General features: G+C 51.6%; 22 protein-coding genes and 1 pseudogene. 10 read left to right on the plus strand and 13 right to left on the minus strand.

Annotation, left to right across the window (positions count from 1 at the left end):
- Window positions 1–149 precede the first annotated feature (149 nt).
- A complete protein-coding gene (locus tag KQI79_RS01870; protein ID WP_216536525.1) occupies window positions 150–1,247 on the minus strand; it encodes a GerMN domain-containing protein in 1,098 nt (365 codons plus the stop codon).
- A gap of 192 nt (window positions 1,248–1,439) precedes the next feature.
- On the opposite strand from KQI79_RS01870, the gene KQI79_RS01875 reads away from it, so the two are divergent.
- Together KQI79_RS01875 and KQI79_RS01880 are read left to right on the plus strand one after the other, a co-directional pair.
- Window positions 1,440–2,048 carry a phosphatidylglycerophosphatase A family protein gene (locus tag KQI79_RS01875; protein ID WP_216536526.1) on the plus strand — a complete coding sequence of 203 codons (609 nt, stop codon included), beginning with the start codon at window positions 1,440–1,442 and terminating at the stop codon, window positions 2,046–2,048.
- A 178-nt stretch (window positions 2,049–2,226) separates the two neighbouring features.
- On the plus strand, window positions 2,227–2,661 hold the full coding sequence (locus tag KQI79_RS01880; protein ID WP_216536527.1) for a Dps family protein: 435 nt from the start codon (window positions 2,227–2,229) through the stop codon (window positions 2,659–2,661).
- A 33-nt stretch (window positions 2,662–2,694) separates the two neighbouring features.
- Here the strand turns inward: KQI79_RS01880 and KQI79_RS01885 are convergent, their stop codons facing one another.
- From KQI79_RS01885 to KQI79_RS01905, 5 genes are all read right to left on the minus strand, one after another.
- A complete protein-coding gene (locus KQI79_RS01885; RefSeq protein WP_216536528.1) occupies window positions 2,695–3,696 on the minus strand; it encodes an MBL fold metallo-hydrolase in 1,002 nt (333 codons plus the stop codon).
- Between the two features lie 55 nt (window positions 3,697–3,751).
- Complete coding sequence (locus tag KQI79_RS01890) at window positions 3,752–4,489, minus strand: class I SAM-dependent methyltransferase (RefSeq protein WP_216536529.1); 738 nt, start codon at window positions 4,487–4,489, stop codon at window positions 3,752–3,754.
- 772 nt (window positions 4,490–5,261) lie between these two features.
- Complete coding sequence (locus tag KQI79_RS01895) at window positions 5,262–5,450, minus strand: hypothetical protein (protein WP_216536530.1); 189 nt, start codon at window positions 5,448–5,450, stop codon at window positions 5,262–5,264.
- A gap of 296 nt (window positions 5,451–5,746) precedes the next feature.
- Window positions 5,747–5,971, minus strand: a complete 225-nt coding sequence (locus KQI79_RS01900) for a helix-turn-helix domain-containing protein (RefSeq protein WP_216536656.1) — start codon at window positions 5,969–5,971, stop codon at window positions 5,747–5,749.
- Window positions 5,972–6,152: 181 nt separating this feature from the next.
- Window positions 6,153–6,368 carry a helix-turn-helix domain-containing protein gene (locus tag KQI79_RS01905; RefSeq protein ID WP_216536531.1) on the minus strand — a complete coding sequence of 72 codons (216 nt, stop codon included), beginning with the start codon at window positions 6,366–6,368 and terminating at the stop codon, window positions 6,153–6,155.
- Window positions 6,369–6,522: 154 nt separating this feature from the next.
- Here KQI79_RS01905 and KQI79_RS01910 point away from each other — a divergent pair.
- The 3 genes and pseudogenes from KQI79_RS01910 to nagA form a co-directional block, all read left to right on the plus strand.
- A pseudogene (locus tag KQI79_RS01910) lies at window positions 6,523–7,374 on the plus strand (MurR/RpiR family transcriptional regulator); the annotation flags it as partial.
- 15 nt (window positions 7,375–7,389) lie between these two features.
- Window positions 7,390–8,118, plus strand: coding sequence for a glucosamine-6-phosphate deaminase (gene nagB / locus KQI79_RS01915; protein WP_216536657.1), 729 nt, complete (start codon window positions 7,390–7,392; stop codon window positions 8,116–8,118).
- Window positions 8,115–9,296 (plus strand): N-acetylglucosamine-6-phosphate deacetylase, encoded by a 1,182-nt coding sequence (gene nagA, locus KQI79_RS01920; protein WP_216536532.1) that lies wholly within the window; start codon window positions 8,115–8,117, stop codon window positions 9,294–9,296. The genes nagB and nagA overlap by 4 nt, the downstream gene beginning before the upstream one ends.
- Here the strand turns inward: nagA and KQI79_RS01925 are convergent.
- The 3 genes from KQI79_RS01925 to KQI79_RS01935 form a co-directional block, all read right to left on the minus strand.
- On the minus strand, window positions 9,293–10,513 hold the full coding sequence (locus KQI79_RS01925; protein WP_216536533.1) for a tyrosine-type recombinase/integrase: 1,221 nt from the start codon (window positions 10,511–10,513) through the stop codon (window positions 9,293–9,295). The genes nagA and KQI79_RS01925 overlap by 4 nt on opposite strands.
- Before the next feature lie 349 nt (window positions 10,514–10,862).
- On the minus strand, window positions 10,863–11,996 hold the full coding sequence (locus tag KQI79_RS01930) for a YhcN/YlaJ family sporulation lipoprotein (protein ID WP_216536534.1): 1,134 nt from the start codon (window positions 11,994–11,996) through the stop codon (window positions 10,863–10,865).
- 121 nt (window positions 11,997–12,117) lie between these two features.
- Window positions 12,118–12,846 (minus strand): hypothetical protein, encoded by a 729-nt coding sequence (locus KQI79_RS01935; RefSeq protein WP_216536535.1) that lies wholly within the window; start codon window positions 12,844–12,846, stop codon window positions 12,118–12,120.
- Window positions 12,847–13,060: 214 nt separating this feature from the next.
- Here KQI79_RS01935 and KQI79_RS01940 point away from each other — a divergent pair, with 214 nt between their 5' ends.
- Window positions 13,061–14,053 (plus strand): ketoacyl-ACP synthase III, encoded by a 993-nt coding sequence (locus KQI79_RS01940; protein WP_230191067.1) that lies wholly within the window; start codon window positions 13,061–13,063, stop codon window positions 14,051–14,053.
- Window positions 14,054–14,104: 51 nt separating this feature from the next.
- On the opposite strand, the gene KQI79_RS01945 is transcribed toward KQI79_RS01940, so the two are convergent.
- The 4 genes from KQI79_RS01945 to gmd form a co-directional block, all read right to left on the minus strand.
- Entirely contained in the window at window positions 14,105–14,536 is a 432-nt protein-coding gene (locus KQI79_RS01945; protein ID WP_216536537.1) for a hypothetical protein, read from the minus strand.
- Window positions 14,537–14,655: 119 nt separating this feature from the next.
- On the minus strand, window positions 14,656–15,957 hold the full coding sequence (locus KQI79_RS01950) for a sugar phosphate nucleotidyltransferase (protein ID WP_216536538.1): 1,302 nt from the start codon (window positions 15,955–15,957) through the stop codon (window positions 14,656–14,658).
- Between the two features lie 46 nt (window positions 15,958–16,003).
- Window positions 16,004–16,945 (minus strand): GDP-mannose 4,6-dehydratase, encoded by a 942-nt coding sequence (locus KQI79_RS01955; protein ID WP_216536539.1) that lies wholly within the window; start codon window positions 16,943–16,945, stop codon window positions 16,004–16,006.
- Window positions 16,942–17,913 carry a GDP-mannose 4,6-dehydratase gene (gmd, locus tag KQI79_RS01960; RefSeq protein WP_216536540.1) on the minus strand — a complete coding sequence of 324 codons (972 nt, stop codon included), beginning with the start codon at window positions 17,911–17,913 and terminating at the stop codon, window positions 16,942–16,944. Before gmd ends, KQI79_RS01955 begins: the two co-directional genes overlap by 4 nt.
- A 242-nt stretch (window positions 17,914–18,155) precedes the next feature.
- On the opposite strand from gmd, the gene KQI79_RS01965 reads away from it, so the two are divergent.
- Genes KQI79_RS01965 through KQI79_RS01980 form a run of 4 tightly spaced genes read left to right on the plus strand, consistent with a single transcriptional unit; the run spans window position 18,156 to window position 22,058 of the window.
- Complete coding sequence (locus KQI79_RS01965; RefSeq protein ID WP_290370016.1) at window positions 18,156–19,391, plus strand: class I SAM-dependent methyltransferase; 1,236 nt, start codon at window positions 18,156–18,158, stop codon at window positions 19,389–19,391.
- Window positions 19,388–19,918: a dTDP-4-dehydrorhamnose 3,5-epimerase gene (gene rfbC, locus KQI79_RS01970; RefSeq protein ID WP_216536541.1), complete on the plus strand. Its 531-nt coding sequence runs from the start codon at window positions 19,388–19,390 to the stop codon at window positions 19,916–19,918. The genes KQI79_RS01965 and rfbC overlap by 4 nt, the downstream gene beginning before the upstream one ends.
- The gene (locus tag KQI79_RS01975; RefSeq protein WP_216536542.1) at window positions 19,915–20,847 is read left to right on the plus strand and encodes an NAD-dependent epimerase/dehydratase family protein; all 933 of its coding nucleotides are present in this window, start codon (window positions 19,915–19,917) and stop codon (window positions 20,845–20,847) included. Before rfbC ends, KQI79_RS01975 begins: the two co-directional genes overlap by 4 nt.
- Window positions 20,844–22,058, plus strand: coding sequence for a class I SAM-dependent methyltransferase (locus tag KQI79_RS01980; RefSeq protein WP_216536543.1), 1,215 nt, complete (start codon window positions 20,844–20,846; stop codon window positions 22,056–22,058). The genes KQI79_RS01975 and KQI79_RS01980 overlap by 4 nt, the downstream gene beginning before the upstream one ends.
- The last annotated feature ends 5 nt before the right edge of the window (window positions 22,059–22,063 follow it).

Genomic DNA, 22,063 nt, shown 5'->3' on the forward strand with positions numbered 1-22,063 from the left:
GCTGTGCGCTTTTATTTCTATTTCCGTCAAAAACAAACGGCACAGGACTTCTCCCCATGCCGTTTGTCTTTTCATTTGTTGCTCCAAATTTTATATTTGGGCTTATCTTAATGACATTGAGATGAGATTCCCCGTTTTTTTACTCGTTTTTACGATTTGACGGCATTAATATGCTCAGGGCGGCCGACCGGTTTGCCGTAATGAATGTCATCCGTTCCGACGATGTCGGACTCTCCGTTCATGTTGATTTTCACTTGTTTCACGTGATTGTTCTCCGTCAAGGTCAGCACGATCGCCTGCAGGAACTCCGACGGCATTTTATCGCCTTTTTCGAATATCTCATCTTCAAGATCGACCGTAATAACCGATTTTTCTTTGTCGTGTTCGATATGTTTCACGGTTGTGCCCGAGGTCATGACCGAAGCCAACGCTTCCGAATGGATCGGCCCGATAATCAACTGCTCGAGCGCCGTTGCGGCGAGATCGTCTGTCGGATTGACCAGCCTGGTGACCGGTACGTAATATTGGAAATGGTCGGCGGTGATCGCCGAGAAATATAATGTAACCGGTACGGTTTGACTATAGGATACGACATCGTCCGCCTTCTCCAAATTGATGCCGATCGCGCGGGTTAGCGGTTTATCGAGCGGAAATTGGTCAATCGGCATTTCGATCAATTTTTTCCCGTCATGCCATAGCTCAACCTGCTCTATGCCCGAAATTCCCGTTAACGTCCATGTTATCGCTTCGACGACTTTTCTTTCGTCCCGCGGACTGTAATCCGCAAATTTCCCCGACAGCTCCACAATCGCCCGCTTCTTGTCTTGTTGTATCGTTACTTGCTTCACTTCCGTCCCTTTCGGCAATACCGCTTGAAACCCGGACGGGATTTTGTCTTTATTCGCGCTGCCGTCGATCAGCATTTCGAGCGATGTTTGGGCCGGGTTATCGGTCTTCGGCACGGAAATCGTAATCGGAGCGAGCAAGCCGTGTTCGTTCCGCAAATATACCGTTAACGGCGAAGCGTTCGGATCCTGCTTTACTTCCTGCCTGATTTCCTGCACCGTTCCTTGGACGGCGGACAGTTGCAGCTCCGACTCCGCCATCATCTGCATTTCAATATCCGGCGGCGGCGGATCGATCGGACGGCTCGACGGACTGGAAAACAAACCACACCCGGACAGCAATAACGGTACGGCAAGCAACGCTCCTACGGCCGGCTTCCGAAACCATGTGCGCATATTCATCCTCATTTCCTCCCTACGCGTTTTTTGCAAAGCGCCGTTTCCCCTCTCCTTACGGATGCCGATGAAATGCATGCGCTTCTATGCTCCATGTCATAGAACAACCTCCCTGTTTGTACTACCATGTATACGAGCCTTGTCTTTGTGATATAACTACTTACCGAAAAAACAAAATCACATCACGAGGTGAATTTCATGGAGGATTCGACTGCCCCGTATTGCTTGAACAGCAAAGAAGTCGCCGAAGCGACGAAAACCTTGCTCGAACAACGAGGGGTACAAAACGAGCAAATCGCCGAATTGGTTATGATATTGCAAAGGAAGTATTACCCTGACTTAACGATGGAAGAATGTCTGGAGAATGTAGAGGCAGTACTGCAAAAACGCGAGGTCCAAAATGCGGTATTGACCGGAATCCAACTCGATATGTTGGCGGAAAAGGGGGAATTGCTGCAACCTTTGCAAAATATGATCCGCAATGACGAAAGCCTGTACGGGGTCGATGAGATTCTCGCCTTCTCGATCGTGAACGTGTACGGAAGCATCGGCTTTACGAACTATGGTTACATCGATAAACTGAAGCCCGGCATACTTGTCCGTTTAAACGACCGGCATGACGGACAAATCCATACGTTTCTCGACGATATTGTCGGCGCCGTCGCCGCGTCCGCGAGCAGCCGCATGGCTCACCGCAAACAAGCGAAGCGCGAGCAGCAGTTGGAAAAAATGCGATCCGCTCATGCGGATGAAAGTGACGCCGCGCCGGATAACGGACCGGAGAGTTGGGGTTGGACCGAGTCGTAAACGATGCGGCAAAAAGGAAGCGTTCATGTAACCGTAAGAATTGGAACGGGGAAAAGTGGAATAATAAACTTACCGCTTCCTGCTTGATTCCTTAGACGAATCGTGTTATTATAATTTTAGTTAGATTATAATAATTCTAATTTAGTATTAATTCTAATAATAAAAAGGAGTGTGCGCTATGAAACCTGTAGTCGACGTATTAAACAAACAACTTGCCAACTGGAACGTATTGTTTGTCAAACTTCACAATTTCCATTGGTATGTCAAAGGCGAGCAATTTTTCACGCTTCATGCCAAATTCGAGGAATTGTACGGGGAAGCCGCGCAATATGTTGACGACTTGGCCGAACGTGTTCTCGCGGTGCAAGGCACGCCGCTGGCGACGATGAAAGATTATTTGGCAACCGCAACCGTAGCGGAAGCGAAAGGCGGCGAAACCGCTCAACAAATGGTACAAGCAATCGCCGACGATTTCACGAAACTGATTGGCGAATTGCAAGCTGGAATGGAAATCGCGCAAGCGAATAACGACGAATCGACTTCCGATATGCTGCTCGGCATCCATACGAGCTTGGAGAAACACGTATGGATGCTTCGCTCGTTTCTTGCATAAATCGCCCTATTCGCAAGCGAACCCCCGGTGAATTCACCGGGGGTTGTACTTTCTAAAGACGATTTGTCCGTCACGCTCTTCTTCCCGTATTCGATCCAATCGTTTCAACTCGATCAAATGAGCCAACGTCTCGGACATGGCAAAGCGGATCTGATGGATCGTCAGCCTCTTGCCGAACAGGGCGACGCATACCTGATAGGCCGTTTGCGGTTCGCAGAGCAGTTCCATCGTATCGTTCAGGCGGCTTTCATGATGAGCGAGAAGCTCGCCGACGCGCTCTTGGAAATTCGTAAACGGATTGCGATGCCCGGGATAAGCCCGCTCCACTTCATAATGGCGCAAGGAACGCAAACTTTCCAGGAACGACTCCAGCGGGCTCGGATCGCTGCCCGGCAAATAACTGACATTAGGCGAAATTTGCGGCAGCACTTGATCGCCGCAGAACATTTCGCGAGTCTCGGCGTCGTAAAAACATAGATGTCCGGCCGCATGGCCGGGAGCAGTCACGAGCAGCCAATGCCTGTCGCCGATTCGAAACGACTGTCCCGTCCCGGCGTCGATATAACGCACTTCAAGCGGATGCGGCGATACAAGAGGCAAGAAGCCGTCCATATGCGGGATGATTTGGTCCGAGACGCTCTTCTCCATGCCATGCCGCACGTATAATGCGTGGAGCCGGCTTGTCATCGTTTGCTCGGGTCCCCACATCATTTGCGCATGCTCGCAACCGATGCGCGACATCCATACGGGGGCGCCGGTCTCCCGTTGAAACCAGCCTGCAAGCCCGTAATGATCCGGGTGATAATGCGTCAATACGATTTGTTCGATATCGGAGAAGGCGAGGCCCAATTCCGCCATTGCCTTTCGCCAAGCTTGCACGGCGTCTTCGGTATGCAAACCGGGATCGATCAACGTGTATCCGCCGCTTCCGCGAACGACATAGCTGTTGACCCAGCGCAGCGAAAACGGCAGCGGTATTTTGACCTGAGTGATGTTCCCGCTCCAATGCGTTAGTTCTGGATATGATACTCCCAATGGATCGACTCTCCTTTATCGGTTGATGCAGGCAATTCTATATAAACGGATAAATTCAGTCTGCTTGCCCGACAAAAATCATTCGCGGCGACAGCGTCGCGTCGTAAGGTATATTTTCGTCGTAACCTCCGTATACACGCTCCGCGCGCAATCCCGCTTGCTGCAGCATGTCCGTCAATTGCGGCAAACGATACAGTTTCACCCGCTCCAAATATTCTCTCTTCCCGCCTTTTTGATCGGAAATGGCAATTGTCTTTTTTACATAACCGTCTTCAATCCGCCGCTTCTCCGTAATCGTTACACCGTCTTCCTCCCGTTCGGAGAAGGGGACGAGATGCCTTTCCACATAAGACGAATTCAAATAATCGATGATGAATTGTCCTCCCGGCTTTAAGACACGCTTCATTTCCCGCAGCACTTGCAAATGTTCTCCGTCCTCCTCGAAGTAGCCGAAAGACGTAAACAAATTAACGACTGCATCGAACTGCATACTATCCAACGGCAGCCTGCGCATATCTCCATTGAGCCAACGAATGCGGCCTTCCCGATCGCTCTTGCGCGCTTCATCGAGCAGCGTCTCCGACAAATCGACTCCAGTCACCTCATAGCCGGCGTCCGCCAGCGCCTGCGAATGGCGTCCCATCCCGCAGCATAAATCAAGCACCCGAGCCCGCGGCGCAAGGCGCAGCCAGCCGATCATTTTGCGCACTTCCTCGTACGCTCCTTGCAGATCGCGGTGCTTATAGACGAGGAGATAGTCTTGTCCGAAACTGCGCTCAAACCACTCGCACATGCTGTCAACCTCTCTTCTGCCTAGTTATCTTCCTTATTGTAATAGATATTCGATGTTTTTAGAAGGCTCTGGAAAGCGGCGGCAGGCCCCTATTTTTGGCGAAGCGGGGTAAACGCAAACGATTTCTCAACGATCTCGAATATAGTGAACGAACTTGATACGCGGGAGGTGACTTGGATTGAGTTGCAAGACTTATCGTTCAGGGCAATCCGGAGGATAAAACCGAAGAAAAGAAAATGCGGCTGCGGCTGCGGAGGGAAATGCGGGAAAAAATAAAGGTTAACGAAGTAAATAGAAATAGATAGGATAACACATCCCAAGGGAAATCCTTGGGATGTGTTGCAGATAAGGAATTCGCGTTATGCTTTACGTATTCCATACCAGCCGAAGCGATGTGGAGGTTGTTGAAGAATTCTTCTCAGGCGTACGGCAAAGCCCATGAAGATGCAACTCCAGCATGGCTTTGCCGATTGTTTGTATGACCTTAACTCATAACAACCAACGAAACTGACAATCCTTATTCGGCTCAAAATTAATGCGTTTCCAAGCTAACGAAAGTACGTGTCGATATTCATGGGAAATCGGCAGTTTTACCGCCTCTTTCCCTTAATTAGCGTGTTTCCGTTTCGTTACATGAACAACAAGGTGATTTACAGACTATTAACGTGTATCCGTTTCGTTAGCTCGCCCGACGGAGCGTTAGCCGCCAGCGGGTACAAGTTTTGCAAATAGAAATAGGGATACGCGCTACGATGCAAGATCTCTTGTCACGTTACCAGCACTCCCTCACACATCTCGGCATGCCGCATACCTGCGTCGTTCCGGCCCATTTCCCCCATAGGCAGCCTTTGCATTGATCCGGCTGCACAGCCTTCGCCGCTTCCTCTTTTCTTTTCAACTTCCTTCTCATCGGTCCCACATCTTTCCGGCAACGGGAAAAAGCCGCCGGAATGATTGTCATTCGCGAGCGGCTCTTTACAGTTGCCTTTGTATCATCGAAGAGTGCCGGGCAAAGCGATCCATACCTGCGGTTTTCCTATATACGCCGCAAACGGCGCAGGTGACGAATAGTTCAGGTGCTCGCCTTTGCTCGATTCTCGATGGTATAAGAATACCACGAACAGAAACAAGTGTTCTTATACAAGTCTTTGATTTTTCTTTGTTTTTCCTTTGGGCCGCGAATTGAAAATCAAAGAACCTTCTTCCTCAGTCCCTTGCGGGATTGTACAAAGAAGGTTAATAAAGTAAGGCTATCGGTCAGATTTTTAATTCCCCAAGCTTGATCAGCTCGACAACCGCTTGTGAACGACCCTTTACATTGAGCTTCTGCATTACATTCGAAATATGATTGCGGACCGTCTTTTCGCTGATAAAAAGTTGGCCGGCAATATCACGAGTTGTTTTGTCTTGAACTAACAGTTCAAAGACTTCACGTTCACGATTTGTCAACAAAAATTTACTCTTATGGTCGCTACCCTTCAATGGTAACAGCATTCCGGCGAATAACGTCTTGACAAGCCGTGCATCGTGCCTTCCCGTAACGCCGCTTATCGTTACCTCTCATCCATTTGCGCCTGTCCGGGAGCGACGTTATTTCTTCGCTCGCCGCGTGCCGCGGCGTTTCCCGCCGAAGCGCCGCCAAACGCCGGCGTCCTGCCGGACGTCAAGATTGCCCGTTGCCTTCCTCCTGACCTTCCAACCAGCGAATAAACACCTCTTTGGACACCTTCAGGCGTCTTCCGATTTGAATCGTATGAAACTGGCCGGAATGAAACAGACCATAGGCAGTCCCCCGGCCGATGCCGAGTATTTCCTGCACATCCTTCACATCCAGAACAGACGGGTAATGATCGAGTGACTTCGCCGACGATTTCGCCATTTCGCGCCTCCCCCCTCTTTCATTGAATATATGGCCTCCGATTTGACGATAATCCTATTGAAAAAATTTTCAATATCCCTTATGATAGTGTTGAAATTATTTTCATGTCACAAAGTTTAATCATTAAAATTTTTTTCATGCGGGAAGTGATATCGTGTCCAGCATATTACACGCTATTAGGAAGCAACTAGACCATCTTCATCAACAAGAGCGGAAACTGGCCGATTATATTTTGCAATTTCCGGGGCATGTGGTGACGATGGGCATTACGGATTTGGCGGAGCAGTCCGGTACGAGCGCGGCTACGGTGACCCGTTTTTGCAAATCGTTATATTTCCGCGGATTTCCGGATTTCAAGACAAAATTGGCTGCGGACATGGCTCAGCATGCTTCCTCGCAATCGTACCAAGACATTATTGCCGGCAATTCGCTTGCCGGCACCGTATCGGCCATCGAGGCGAATCATTTGCTCTCGATTTCGGATACGACGCGTTTGCTGGATTTGACGGAGCTTGAACGGGCGTTGAAAGCTCTGAACAAGGCCGGACGGATCGATTTGTACGGTGTGGCTACTTCGGGAATCGTGGCGCAAGATTTCTATTATAAGCTGGTTCTGATCGGCAAACACGCGTGCGCTTACACCGATTCGCATATGCAGATCACTTCCGCCTCCAATCTAACGCCTAACGATGTCGCAATCGCCATATCCTATTCGGGGGAAACGCTTGAAACGATCGATGCGTTGAAATGCGCCAAAGCGAATGGCGCTACGACGATCTCGCTCACGAAATACGGCAGCAACACGCTGTCTGATTTGGCGGACATCAAATTGTTCACCTCTTCGTTAGAGGAGGGGATGCGCAGAGGAGATATGGCGTCGCGCATCGCTCAATTGCATGTGATCGACATTATTTTTTCGGCGCTTGTCAGCGAACAGTTTACGGATCTTATTCCGAAATTGGAACGCTCATACCGTATGGTTGAGAAATATCGCAAAGAAAAGGGAGGAAACGTAAGCGACATGAACATTTTGACATTTGAGACGAATGAAGAATTAAACGAGGTAGGCGCAGGCATTATCGCAAGCTTGGTGCAAACGAAACCGAACGCCGTACTCGGTCTCGCGACCGGGAGCACGCCGATCGGAATTTACGAAGAATTGATCAAGCTGTATCAAAAAGGCCGCGTCAGCTTCAAACACGCGACGACGTTCAATCTGGACGAATATATCGGTCTGCCGGAAGACCATCCGGAAAGCTACCGCACTTTTATGAACGAAAAATTGTTCAACCATATCGATATCCCGCTCGAACAAACGCATGTGCCGAACGGAAACGCGGCCGATTTGGAGAAGGAATGCCGGGACTACGACGATATGTTGACGAACAGCAAACAAATCGATTTGCAAATTTTGGGGCTTGGCCATAACGGCCATATCGGTTTCAACGAGCCGGATCAATCGTTGAACAGCGGCACTCATATCGTACAATTAAAGGAAGAAACACGCAAAGCCAATGCCCGTTTTTTCAATTCGATCGACGAAGTTCCGACCCAGGCGATCACGATGGGAGTCGGCACGATATTAAAAGCGAAGATGATTATGCTCGTCGTGCGCGGAGCGGAAAAAGCCGCAATCGTGCAGCGCGCTTTGCAAGGGGCGATTACGACGGACGTTCCGGCATCGCTTCTGCAGACCCATCCGAATGTCGTTGTGTTACTCGACAAAGAAGCAGGGGGAATGTTGTCATGAGCGACTCTCAAACATTCTGCATTTACAACGCCAAAGTAGTTACGCCCGAAACTACGCTTGAAAACGGATATGTTCGGGTCGAAAACGGAAAAATCGCATTTGCGGGCTTGCCGCCGGAGTTGCCGCCGGAGAAGCGGAACGAATGGGATGCCGGCGCGATCGACGCCAAAGGCGGCTGGGTTATTCCGGGCTTTATCGACGTGCATGTTCACGGCGGATACGGAGCCGACTTTATGTATTCCAATAAAGAAGTGTTGGACACAATCACGAAATTTCACCGCGACAACGGTACGACGGCGATGGTCGCGACGACGATGACGGCATCCCGCGAAGCGTTGGACCGCGTCCTGGGAGAAGTTCAGCGTTATATGAGCGAGCCGATGCCTTACGCCCAACTGGAAGGAGTCCATTTGGAAGGACCGTTCATTAACGTCAAATATAAAGGGGCGCAAAATCCCGCTTATATGATCGACCCGCAATTGGACTGGCTCCAAGATTGGGTTGCGAAATATCCGGGCGTCATTAAGCAAGTTTCCCTCGCCCCCGAACGCAGCGGGGCGTTGGAAGCGATCGAATGGCTGCGCGGACAAGGGATCAACGTAGCGGCGGCGCATACGGACGCTTCATATGAGCAGATCGAAGAAGCCGTAAAGACCGGATTGAACCAAGCGGTCCATACTTTCAACGCGATGACCCCGATTCATCATCGCAATCCGGGAACGGCCGGAGCCGTGCTTAGCTTGGACGGAATCGTCGCGGAATTGATCGCCGACTGCATCCATGTCCACCCTGCGGTCATGAAAATCGTAGCCAAAGCGAAAACGGACAACAACCTTGTATTGATTACAGATGCGATGTCCGCCGCGGGACTTGGCGACGGCGATTACGAGCTCGGCGGCTTGGATGTCGTCGTAAAAGACGGTCAGGCTCGCCTGAAAGAAGGGGATTCCTTGGCCGGCAGCACGTTAACGATGATTAACGCATTCCGCAACTTCATTCGCCACGTCGGCGTCACCTTACAAGAAGCCGTATTGCTGACAAGCTATAACGCGGCCAAAGCGCTTGGCATCGACGACCGCACAGGCAGCATTGCCGTTGGAAAACAAGCGGATTTGCTGCTCCTGGACGAAGATTTGAATTTGCTTACGGTTTGGGTGAAAGGACAATCCAACCGCTAAGGCATTGGCGAAGCCGTTCCGGCTCGTTCCGCGGCAGCGGCCGTTGCGCCGCTCTCGGACGAATCGGGCCGGCTTTCTTTTTCTTGACCGAATAAAAGCCGATCGAGCGGTTTTACCATCTCATGCTGCAAATGGGGAAGCAAATGCGAATACGTATCCAGCGTCATATAAACCGAAGAGTGCCCTAGCCGCTCGGATACGATTTTCGGATGCACCCCTTGCTTTAATAGTATGCTCGCATGGGTATGACGCAAATCGTGAAAAGTAATGGGCGGCAGCTGCGAATGCGCCAGCATGCGCCTCCAAGCTTTGTAAAGCGTCCGGGAAGGAACGGGTTTGCCTTCGCGCGTACATACGACCAAATCGGGCGGCTGATTGCCTTCATCCGGTTGGCCGCCTTCCTGGCGTTCCTTGATGACGCATTCCCGGTGTTCCACAAGCCACGCAATCGTTTCCTCGGTCAAAGCGATGACGCGAACGCTTTTATCGGTTTTAGCGCCAGGCTGGAATGTTCTTCCGTCATGCGAGAGCGTTTGCCGAATTCGTGCCACTTTATGCTCGAAATCGATATCCGACCACCGCAAGCCGAGAATTTCCCCTTGTCTCATCCCAGTTAATAACGCCAAACCGATCGCGATCGAATAACGTCCTCCTCTTCGCAGCATCCTAAGAAAATAACGGATTTGCCTGATATCCCATACCGTAAACTCCCTGCGTTTCACTGCCGGTTTGTCGACGGACGATGCGGCGTTTTTCACGATTACATTCGCTTTGGCGGCAGATTGCAGCATCGCGTGCAGCAAGGAAAAAATACGCTTGATCGAAGCGTCGGACAATCTTTTGCCGTACAGATCGTTTAAAAACGACGCAATTTTCTCGGATGTTATTTCCGAGCATTTCAATTGTCCGAATGCCGGCAGCAAGTGGCGCTTTAAATAGGAGGCATACAATTGCTTCGTATTGCCGCTTAACTGGCGTCTCCTCGCAAGCCATGTTCGCGCGTAATCGCCGTAAAGGACATCTCCGGCCGAATCGGAACCGTTTCGTTGATTTTCAAGTTCCAACTTGGCGGCGATCATCGCCCGTTCCGCTTCTTTCTTGGTACGGAATCCGCGTTTTTTGCGGCGCCGCCTTTTTCCGGTGACCGGATCTTTGCCCGCTTCAATTTCGTAATACCACCCGTTTTTTTGCGCCCTCGGATCTTTATATACCGGCAAAGGTTCATCGCCTCCCTCTTCATCGCTTAGTTTCCTTTACTACAATAGTTATGCGGAAATGGATGCGAATTGCCGGTAAGGAGGGAGATATTTCGCCGTATGGATTGGCGCCAGAATGCCGCCAATCCCCCCCGAGCGAATATAAAATAACCTTTGCCGTCAAATGTTAAGGCAAAGGTCATTCTAAGGAGCGCTACGCTTCAATAGTGTCACCCCTCCTTGCTCGGGATTTTATGGTATAACAAGGTTAAGGGATACAGTCAAAGTTATACTATGAAGCGTCATATATAATGGTGCGCTCCGCGCAAAAAATGGGCATTCAAACGAACATAAAAGCTTTATAATTGCATTATCGCGTACTTACCGCCGGTCCCGGATTTACCGAGTAGTTATGATGAACCGTTCCGGTCGTCAACGGAGCCATAGGAGTGGTCGGCGTTGTACGAGGCAACAACGTATTGGTATTATATCCTCTATAACCATACATTCCCGTACCTGTCGTACCCGTACGAGACGGAGTTACGTTAGCGCCGGCGTTCGTCGGGAAAATGCGCTGAACCAATGTGGAAAATTCCTGGGCGAATCCGGCAATCGGATGTCCGTTGCTAACATGAGTCATGTAGTTGTTCAATCGCGACACGAGATCCGGGTTGGACGAAACATATACGTTATTCACATGCGGGGCCATTTCCTTAACGACTTTGGCGATCCGATCCTTCATTGCACTGTCTACATCGGTATTGGTCATATTTGGAGTCGTATTGTATACCGACGGACGGTTGTAATTCGTTGTTGGATAGATCGGTTTGGTACGCGCCGTACTTCCCATGCGATTCATGCGGCCGTCATGATCCGTTCTGAGCGCGTTCGATTTGGCACGGTAATGATGCGGAGCCGTATGCGTGCCGATTCGATTCCGGTCCGTCGTATGCGTCGTATAGCCCGTCATGCCGGACACATATCTCTTCGGGTAAGTAACGTTAGGCGTCCCGTAATTTGTCATGCCTCTTTCCCCGTAACGTTTTGCATATTTAGCCGTATAATTTGTCGCCTTTTTCGTTGCCGCAGTTCCATGCATGCCTTTCGTTCGGTTGACCGCATTTGTCCTGTGCGTGCCAACCGTTCCGTCTGTTCGATTCGTAACATGATCGCGCAGCGTGACGGCTACGTATGCGTTACGATCCGTCAACAGCACATTCGCGCTTTGCACGCCGTTTAAAGCGGTGATCCGGTCCGCGATTTCCCGGCTCATGTGCATATTGCTCATCGGATGAATGCCGTTATCGGAACGGGCCGTAATGTTACCGCGCCCCACATTCCGGTTGAAATCCGCCGGCGTCGTATTCAATCTGTAATTGCCGCTTCTTGTTACATTATTCGTTTTCGGCGTTCCGGTGTTATTCGGCACGCAACCTGTCAAACCAACCATGCCGAACGCAAGAGCCGTCGCCAAAGACAAACTGATTGCTTTTTTAGCTCGCATATCCATCCTCCATCCGTTTATATTTGAGGGCTAACAAGATGTAGGATGTGCGGCTGCACATGAAGCTATGCTGTAATGAATTTGCCAGTTCCGCTAAATGCAGTCCATCGCAACGCAGCGCTTACAACGGATTAAAACCGAGAATGCTGAATAAAATAAATGTAACAAAAAAGTATACCCCTACCGAAACAACGATCATACGGGCTTTATGTACGGTCGAACGGAATGCGTACATCTCCAAGGCGGCGGTCAGAATCAGTACGAGATTAACAAGCAATGCGGCGGCGAAAACGGCAAATCCGAGCGGAAAATAGAGCGCGCTAAGCAATCCGCCGACAATCATCGCCGCCCCCGGAAGCCACTGCACTCCGCCAAGAACGGTAACGATTTCCTTCGGGCTGAGCTTCGCGTCGGCAAAGCGATTGCCGAACAGCCAGACGGAAGTCATAAGTACGGTTTGGGACAACAGGCCGAAAATAAGCGCTTGGAATAAAAACAACATCCAAGTGCCGAAACCGAACAGGCCTTTCAGTCCGAAACTTGAGAACGGATTCAAAAAAAGCGACATAAAGGATGCGATCGTAACGATCGCCCAAACGATAAAGCCCAGTAAAGCCGCTCCAACGCCAAAAATGCCGTATATCCATTGCGCCGATGAATGCAATTCCAAACTTTTCAACGGGTTTTGCAGCAAATCGATTACCATTTTCGTATCGATCTTGATTTTCACGGGCTGGCTGGAAGCCGAATTTGCAACCGATACAAGCTCCTTCCGTTTATCGTCCGTATTTTCCGTATAAGGATTCGTTTCGTTCCGATCTGATTTCAAATTCAAATCCGGATCTGTCATTTGGCAATCCTCCTCATTCATTGATTTCTGCATAAGTACAGGTTATCCTTTATAGCGCAAAAATGTTGTCATTTCGTGTCGAACGGGTATTTTTTAACGAAAGCACTTATCGGAAATGATGAGGCGAAAAACAGTTGACAATAGATCACTGATCAAGTAATCTAATGATAAATTTAGTACCTAATACTAATATTTGATATTAGGAGTGAGTCATGTGAATTCCTACGCCCGCATCACGGCAATTGGCACTTACGTTCCTGAAAAGGTGCTGACGAATTCCGATTTGGAACAAATGGTCGATACGACCCATGAATGGATCGTGCAACGGACCGGAATGATCGAGCGCCGCATCGCCGGCGAGAATGAGTTTACGAGCCATCTATGTATCAACGCAGTACGCAATATGGTCGAGCGGTATAACGTATCGCTTCGCGATGTGGATTATATTATCGTCGGCACGACGACGCCGGATACGATCTTTCCTAGCATGTCGGCGCTGGTGCAGGCCGAATTTGGCATCGATGGCTGCGGCGCGATCGATATTTCCGCAGCTTGCGCCGCTTTCGTATCCGGTTTGCAACTTGCGAACGGATTGATCGCTTCCGGCATTCATCGCAAAATCCTCGTGATCGGCGCGGAGACGCTCTCCAAAGTAACGGATTATACGGACCGCTCCACTTGCATCTTATTCGGCGACGGCGCCGGCGCCGTTCTCGTGGAACGGGTCACCGGCGAACCCGGCGCGTTTCTGGCGGCTTATAATACGACGGCGGGCAAAGGCGGAATCCATGTATACCGCGCTAATCTCGCGCAGCAATTGAACGGAACCCCGTTGTCGGGGGGCGGCAAAATGGTGCAAAACGGGCGCGAGGTATATCGCTGGGCCGTCTCCACGGTTCCTGAGGGCATGAACGCATTAATAAAGCAAACCGAATATTCGCTGCAAGACGTCGATTGGTTCGTGCCGCATAGCGCGAATTTGCGCATGATCGAATCGATCTGCGAAAAATCCGGTTTCCCGTTCGAAAGGACGCTGCATAGTCTCCAATACTACGGAAACACTTCGGCTGCGACGATTCCGCTCGCCATCGATTTGGCTTTGCGCGACGGCCGCGTCAAACCGGGCGATCTGATGCTGTTGTTCGGTTTCGGCGGCGGTTTAGTGCAAGCCGGACTCCTGTTGCGGTGGACTGCGGAAGCGCAATGAATGCAAAAATCCCCTCGCTGTTGCGAAGGGGATTTTTGCTTTGCGGCGCCATTAGTCGGAATAAGCGGTTGCGTTGAAGCTCTCGGGACCGATCCGTGTGACGACAGCGACTCCGCCGACAAAGACGAAAGCTTGGTACGTTAAGAATCCCGGGTTCGGAGGATTGAAATCGGCAGCCGTTACCGTAATTGGAATCGTTGTTAAAGCGGCGACGCCTAATAATGGCAATGTAGTTACAGCCGTATAGATTAGAGTGGCTCCAGGCCCTACGCCTCTAAAAATTTGGACGACTGCGGGGGTAAGAACGGTAAGGACACTCCCTATCGTAACGGTGGCGTTCAAAATGACGCGGAGGTTCGGACCCGCGCCAGCCGTAATTAATCCCAACGTTCCGAATAATTGAGGCGTTCCGTCCAATACCGTGTTCGGCGCGCCAAAGGATCCGGAGTTTTGCGAAATTTGCGAATCTATTAATCTGGCCATTTAAGTTCACCTCCCTTGATAGGTATACTCTAATATATGAATCTCGCAAAAATTCGCTTGGACGAACATGGCGGCAATTAAAAAAAACCGTCTTTTGCATTACTGCAAAAGCCGGACTTTCAATCTATGTTTAGTTGCACGACAATCATATCCAAATCGGTTGCCGCTAGAATCGAATGCGCGGAGCCTCGCTCGATTTGCAGCGTCTTTCCCGGCAGGACCGTACGCCGGTGGCCAGCCACATTCGCCTCGCCTTCGCCGCTAATCACGGTCCACACTTTTCTCGTCTGACTGACGGGGTATTCAATTCGGTTGCCTGCGCATATTTGCACCCGCTCTATCGAAACTTCCTTGCCGTTATCATACTTCTTATAATCTATAATCTTTGAAAATCCCCATCGCTTCTCTTCATACATCGGACGGTTATCGACGAAGAAAGCGAGCTCCTTAATTTGCGCGCTGGCCGATTTGGAACTGACGAGAATCCCGTCCGGGCTCGCAGCGACGATCGTATCGGACAGACCGATGACGGCGATCGGAATGTCGAGCTCGTTGACGATATGATTGTTGGGAAAGTTTCCGGAATCTTTGATGATTCCTTTGCCGACCACCGTATTCGCCATTTCGTTTGTCAACGTCTCCCATGTTCCAAGATCTTTCCAATATCCGTCATAAGGCAGCACAATCATTTTGTCCGTATGCTCGACTACTTCATAATCGAAACTGTTGGCAGGCAGTCCGGGATAAGCTTGCCGAAAACGTTCGTACTCGACAGGCAAACCCTTCCGTTCCAAAATAGACAATAAGAACCGCAAGCGAAAAGAAAAAACGCCGCAATTCCAAAGGGCTCGACCCTGAATTAACTGTTCTGCCGTTCTCGCGCCCGGTTTCTCCTTGAAATAGCTTACCTTCAAATACTCGTTCATGTCCTCGTAGCGCGGCATAATATATCCGTATATTTCGGCCGGATACGTCGGCTTCACCCCGATGAGCGCAAGATCGGCCCCCGAATGCTTGAGCGCTCTCTCCGTCCTTTTGATCAGATCGAAAAAATGCAACTCCACATACGGATCGACCGGCATCACCGCAATGACTTCATCGGGATGCAACTTCTCTTGCGAATATAAATACAAAGCCGATAACGCGATAGCCGGGAACGTATCCTTTCGCTGCGGCTCGACGATGATTTTAGCCCGCCCGTTCAATTGGCCCAGCACGATGTCCTGTTGCGATTGGCTCGTAGCGATGACGGAAGCCTCTTCCAATCCGGACCTTCCGATTTGCCTCCATACCCGTTGAATCATCGATTCATAATGCCCATGCTCGTTCAACAGAACTTTCAAAAATTGCTTCGATCGGGAATCGTTGCTTAACGGCCACAAGCGCTTGCCCGAACCGCCGGATAACAAGATCAGCCTCAACAATCTTCACCTCCAAAGTCGTTAAATCTTGTCAATCGATCGCTGTTTAGAAGTGCAAACGCCACCATTGAAGCGTTTCGGTCAAGCCCGCTTCCACTTTGGTCGCAGGAATCCAACCCGTTGCAGCGGCTAATTTGGCGGCAGATCCGACGAACAATTTCACCTCCGCAGGCCGTCGTTTGCTTTCGTCCCGCCTCACGCCAATCGGTACGGAACTCTGTCGCAGCAAGAGCGTCAGCAAGCTTTCAATGGTGCGCGGAATGCCGGAGCATACATTGTATATGCCGGGATCGGGCTTTCGTTCTATTAATTGAATATAAGCTTCGACGACATCGTCCACATAAGTGAAATCCCGTTCCGCGCTCAGGTCGCCTACGCTCATCACCGGCTCGCGCAATCCTCGCTCGATCGCGACGATTTGCGATATAAAATCGGCGACGACAAATCCTCGCTTCTGCCCCGGACCAAAATGATTGAACGGGCGCACATGGATAAGATGCAAACGTTGCTTGCGGGCGAATTGCAGCGCAATTTGCCCGGCGGCATATTTGCTGACGGCGTATGGATTTTGCGGCATGCATGGGGCTTCCTCGGTCAAAGGGATGCCTAACATTCCGCTTGCGCCATACTCTTCGCTCGAACCGGCCGTCAGCACGACCGCTCCCGGCGCCTCGTCCTTCAAGGCTTTCAGCAATTCAATCGTGCCTAACGTATTCGTACGGATCGTGACGTCCGGCCGTTCCCAAGACTCGCTAACGGTCGACTGCGCCGCCAAATGAACAACCGCATCCGGGCGAAACGTCCGGAGGGCTTGCCGGATCGTTTCCGGTCGGAGCAGATCGAGTTCCAGGCCAATCGTATTCGCGCCGTGCGGCGGATGCGAAAGCGGCCGGGCCGACGCGGCCCCGACCGCAACATTTCTTCGCGCAAGCGCTTCGGTAAGCTTCGCGCCGACAAATCCGCCCGCTCCGGTTACCAACACTCTCATCGCTCGGATTTGACCCTTGCCAGATCGGCCTCCACCATCATTTCAACCAATGTCCGCAAATCGGTTGCCGGTTCCCAGCCGAGCTCCCTCTTCGCCTTCTCCGGATTGCCCAGCAGCACGTAGACTTCCGCCGGACGAAACAGTGCCGGATCGATAACGACATAATCCTCGTAATTCAACCCTGCATAATCAAACGCAAGATGGCACATCTGTCTCACCGTTGTCGTCTCGCCGGTGGCGATCACATAATCGTCGGCACGCTCCTGCTGCAGCATCAGCCACATCGCTTGCACATAATCGCCCGCAAAGCCCCAATCCCTTTTGGCGTCCAAATTGCCCAGCACAAGCCGCCGCTGTTTGCCTAGCTTGATTCTGGCGACCGCATCCGTCACTTTTCGCGTCACGAACTCGATGCCGCGCAGCGGTGACTCATGATTGAACAAAATGCCGCTGGAGGCAAACATGCCGAAGCTCTCGCGGTAGTTCACGGTCATCCAGTGCCCGAACAGCTTCGCCGCTCCGTAGGGGCTGCGGGGATAAAACGGAGTGCGCTCCGATTGCAGCGGTTCTTGAATTTGGCCGAACATTTCGCTGGACGACGCCTGATAAAACCGGCCGGAGCCGCCCGTCAGCCGGATCGCTTCCAATAAAAGAAGCGGACCGACGCCGGTAACTTGAGCGGTCATGACCGGCTGCTCCCATGATGTGCCTACGAAACTTTGTGCGGCCAAATTATAGACTTCGTCCGGCTTGGATCGCATCAATGCGCGCGCAAGCGACGTAATGTCCGTCATATCTCCTTCGAGCAGTTCAACCTCCCGCTCGATCTGCAAATATTCGAGCCTCCAGGTGGAGCAGGTGCTTCTGCGCGGTATCAATCCGTATACTTTATAGCCTTTGCCAAGCAAAAATTGAGATAGATACGCGCCGTCTTGACCCGTAACTCCGGTAATTAACGCTGTTTTCATAGCACACCCTCTTAATCAAGGTTTGGATATTTACAATATTAGATGCGCCTCGTATACGAATGGATTGGACGAATCCAAGATGCCGCGCACAATTAGCCTTTAGCCGTTAGTCTATCTTCCAAGCGCGAGGTAACTTTTCCGAAATGCGAAGAATACTATAATGTAAATTTACCCGAGGAGGGAATCAACCGGATGGAGAAATATACGATTCCTCAAAAGAGAGATTACGAGGCGCTTTTACGTTGAAGAGCAAGCAAAGCTGCCGCTTCTGCTCAGGTACGGCAATGATCAGCTTTGTCGATCTCGGACTGACGCCTTTATCCAATTCTTTCATTTCAAAACAAAAAGCTTTATCGTACGAGACGTTTTACCCGCTGCACGCCTATGTTTGCCCCGCATGCCGTTTGGTGCAGTTGGAACAATTCGAATCGCCTCAACATATTTTCAACGACTACGTCTACTTCAGTTCTTACTCGGACAGTTGGCTGCGGCATGCGCAGCGTTACGCCGACGATATGAGCGCCGCCTTCGCGCTGGATTCCCGCTCGAAGGTGGTCGAAATCGCCAGCAATGACGGTTATTTGCTGCAATATTTCCTTGAGAAGGGCGTGGACGTGCTCGGCATCGAGCCGGCGGGGAATGTCGCCGCTGCCGCCATCGAGAAAGGGATCCCGACCGTCATCGATTTTTTCGGATGCGCTCTTGCCCGGAAACTGGTTCGCCGGCATGCGGCCGATTTGCTGATCGGCAACAATGTGCTTGCCCATGTTCCCGACTTGAACGATTTCGTGGCCGGGTTGAAATTGATGCTGAAAGACGGGGGCGTCATTACGATGGAATTCCCTCATCTGCTGCAACTCATGCGGCATAATCAATTTGACACGATTTATCACGAGCATTTTTCTTATTTTTCATTTCTAACGGTGCAACGCGTGTTTGCCAAATTCGATTTGACGATATTCGATGCGGAAGAATTGCCTACCCACGGCGGTTCGCTGCGCATATACGCCAAGCATCGGGACGACGGAACCAAACCGGCGGCGGACCGGGTCGAACGGATCACCCGCAAGGAACTGCAATTCGGGCTCGATTCCATGCAAACGTATTTGGCTTTCTCCGAACAAGTCAAACAAACGAAGCGAAATATTCTGCGCCGTCTGATCGGTTTGAAGAACGAAGGAAGCTCCTTGGCGGGATACGGCGCGCCGGCGAAAGGCAACACGCTTCTAAACTATTGCGGCATCGGCAAAGATTTCATCGATTACGTCGTCGACAAAAACCCGTATAAGCAGCAAATGCTGCTGCCCGGGACCCGCATCCCCGTCGCTCCGCCCGAGCGGCTCCAAGAGACGAAACCGGATTATGTCATCATTATGCCTTGGAATTTGAAGGAAGAGATTATCGGGCAAACGGCTTATATCAGGCAATGGGGCGGCAAATGGCTGACCCTTATTCCCGAAGTGGCGGTGATATCGTGATCTTCCGGGAAACGCCGCTATCCGGCGCTTATTTGATTGAAATGGATCCGATTCGGGACGGGCGCGGTTTCTTTGCCCGGACGTACTGCCGGGAAACGTTTGCCGCCAAAGGGCTGAATCCGCATATCGAACAATGCAATCTGTCTTACAATCGCAGACGGGGCACGATTCGCGGCATGCATTTTCAACGGGAGCCGTATGCGGAGGCCAAGCTCGTGCATTGCATTCGCGGAGCGATCTACGATGCGATTATCGATTTGCGTCCGCAATCCGCCACGTATAAACGATGGTTTGCGGTTACGCTGACCGGCTACGACCGCATCATGCTCTACGTGCCCGAAGGATTCGCCCACGGGTTCCAAACGTTGCAGGATCATACCGAGGTGATGTATCAGATGAGCCGGGCCTATCATCCGGAAGCCTCCGCCGGCATTCGCTGGAACGACGCCCAATTCCAAATCGAATGGCCCCTCGAATGCACCGTCATTTCCGGCAGAGACCGGAGCTATCCGGAGTATGCGCCGTGAACAAAGTATTGGTCACCGGGGCGAACGGCTTTGTCGGCAAGCATGTTGTCGCTGTACTGCAACAAACTTCCTTCGAAGTGCACGCGGTCGGCAGATCGCCCGTCGATCCGGCGGTCGGCGGAACGGTTTCTCGCTTCGAAGGGGTAAAGTGGCATCGGGCCGATCTGTTCGACGAGAGCCAAACGGAAGCCCTCATGGAGCGGGTAAGGCCGACGCATCTGCTTCATCTGGCTTGGGAGGCAACGCCGGGGTACTATTGGCATGCCCCCTCCAATTACCGGTGGGTCGAGGCGTCCGTGCGCTTGCTGCGCCATTTCCACGCAAACGGCGGACGACGTGTCGTTGCGGCGGGAACATGCGCGGAATACGATTGGCGTTACGGCGTGTTGTTCGAGAACGAGACGCCGCTCGCACACGATAGCACTTATGCCGTCTGCAAAAATGCGTTCCGCAGCCTGCTGCACCGTTTCGCAGCCGATCACGACGGTTTCAGCTGCGCGTGGGGCAGGCTATTTTTCTTGTATGGACCTTACGAGCATTCGTCGCGCTTCGTCCCATACGTCATCCGATCGCTGCTGCAAAATAAAGAGGCGCTTTGCTCGGCGGGCCAACATTTGCGCGATTACATTTATGTCCGCGATGCGGCGGACGCGCTCGCGACTCTATTGGCCAGCGAATGGAACGGCGACGCCAATATCGCTTCCGGCGAAACGATTCGCATGCGCGATATGGCGCTGCGTATCGCCTATCGCCTCGGCAAGCCCGAGCTCGTTCGTTTCGGCGGCTCCAGACAAGAGCCGTTCCCGCTTGTGCAAGGCGATATTAGCGCTTTATCGGCCCTCGGCTGGAGCCCGCGGACGGGACTGAACGAAGGAATCGGGCGAACGGTCGCTTGGTGGGAAGAAACGATGAAAGGGGGAACGTCATGAATTCGAACTTGCAATGCCCGGTTTGCCGCAGTTCGCAAACGGAACCGTTTCTTTCGCGACGCGGAGTCCCTGTTCACCAGAACATGCTGTTCCGCAGTCAGGAAGAGGCCGTTGCCATGAAGCGCGGCGAACTTCATTTATTGATTTGCGAACAATGCGGATTTATTTATAACGCTTCATTCGAGCCTTCCAAGCTTGATTACGGAGCGGCGTACAACAACAGCCAAAATTTCTCGCCCGCCTTTCACCGGTATACGAATTCGCTCGCCGCCCATATCGCGCAGCGGATGAAGGGAAGCGGGAAACGAATTATCGAGGTGGGATGCGGCAAGGCTACCTTTCTGCATCAATTGTTCGAGCTGGACGAAGAAATGACCGGATTCGGATTCGACCCAAGCTACGAAGGCCCGGAAACGGCCTATAACGGCAGGCTCCGTTTCGTGAAGGACAATTATGGGCCAAAGTACGAATCGATCCAAGCCGACTTCGTCGTTTGCCGGCATGTGATCGAGCATATTCCGGATCCGGTCCGGCTGCTGGGGTCGATTCGCAAAGCGCTCTCCCATTCGCCGCATGCTCTCGTTTTTTTCGAGACGCCTTGCGTCGAATGGATTTTGCGCCATACGGCCGTCTGGGATTTCTTCTACGAGCATTGCTCCTACTTCTCCCCATTCTCCTTGTCCACAGCGTTCGCGGAATCCGGTTTCCGTACCGGGCAGATCCGCCACATTTTTCAAGGACAATATTTATGGTTGGAAGCTTCGCTCGAACATGGCGGAAAGGACAGCGGCATCGCGGCGGAAGGCGAAGTTGGCGGCGGAGGCGGCGATCGGCTTGGCCAAGCGGCAGAGACGGCCAACCTGGCCCGAGCTTACCGGGAACGGGAGAGCGCCGTGTTCGCACGATGGAGAAACCGCCTGTTCGAGCTCGCGCATAGCGGCAAACCGGCGGTGTGGGGGGCTGGCGCCAAAGGAGTCACATTCGCGAATTTGTTCGATCCGCATCGGGAACAAATCGCTTGCATCGTCGACGCCAATCCGGGCAAGCAAGGAGGATTTTTGCCCGGTACGGGACATCCTATCGTTTCATATACCGAATTACGAAGGCTTGGAATTACCGACGTATTGCTGATGAACCCGAATTATAAAGAAGAAGTGCTCCAGATCGCGGAGAATCATCGATTGCCAATCAAACTAACGGAGTTGGAGTGAAGCGG

This window comes from Paenibacillus sp. MSJ-34 (assembly GCF_018918005.1).
Lineage (GTDB): Bacteria > Bacillota > Bacilli > Paenibacillales > Paenibacillaceae > MSJ-34.

Excerpts from the sequence above, each read along its gene's own strand:
- KQI79_RS01870 (WP_216536525.1), bottom strand. The coding sequence starts at position 1,247 with ATGAATATGCGCACATGGTTTCGGAAGCCGGCCGTAGGAGCGTTGCTT.
- KQI79_RS01875 (WP_216536526.1), top strand. The coding sequence starts at position 1,440 with ATGGAGGATTCGACTGCCCCGTATTGCTTGAACAGCAAAGAAGTCGCC.
- KQI79_RS01880 (WP_216536527.1), top strand. The coding sequence starts at position 2,227 with ATGAAACCTGTAGTCGACGTATTAAACAAACAACTTGCCAACTGGAAC.
- KQI79_RS01890 (WP_216536529.1), bottom strand. The coding sequence starts at position 4,489 with ATGTGCGAGTGGTTTGAGCGCAGTTTCGGACAAGACTATCTCCTCGTC.
- KQI79_RS01895 (WP_216536530.1), bottom strand. The coding sequence starts at position 5,450 with ATGACAATCATTCCGGCGGCTTTTTCCCGTTGCCGGAAAGATGTGGGA.
- KQI79_RS01905 (WP_216536531.1), bottom strand. The coding sequence starts at position 6,368 with ATGGCGAAATCGTCGGCGAAGTCACTCGATCATTACCCGTCTGTTCTG.
- nagB (WP_216536657.1), top strand. The coding sequence starts at position 7,390 with ATGAACATTTTGACATTTGAGACGAATGAAGAATTAAACGAGGTAGGC.
- nagA (WP_216536532.1), top strand. The coding sequence starts at position 8,115 with ATGAGCGACTCTCAAACATTCTGCATTTACAACGCCAAAGTAGTTACG.
- KQI79_RS01930 (WP_216536534.1), bottom strand. The coding sequence starts at position 11,996 with ATGCGAGCTAAAAAAGCAATCAGTTTGTCTTTGGCGACGGCTCTTGCG.
- KQI79_RS01935 (WP_216536535.1), bottom strand. The coding sequence starts at position 12,846 with ATGACAGATCCGGATTTGAATTTGAAATCAGATCGGAACGAAACGAAT.
- KQI79_RS01945 (WP_216536537.1), bottom strand. The coding sequence starts at position 14,536 with ATGGCCAGATTAATAGATTCGCAAATTTCGCAAAACTCCGGATCCTTT.
- KQI79_RS01955 (WP_216536539.1), bottom strand. The coding sequence starts at position 16,945 with ATGAGAGTGTTGGTAACCGGAGCGGGCGGATTTGTCGGCGCGAAGCTT.
- gmd (WP_216536540.1), bottom strand. The coding sequence starts at position 17,913 with ATGAAAACAGCGTTAATTACCGGAGTTACGGGTCAAGACGGCGCGTAT.
- KQI79_RS01980 (WP_216536543.1), top strand. The coding sequence starts at position 20,844 with ATGAATTCGAACTTGCAATGCCCGGTTTGCCGCAGTTCGCAAACGGAA.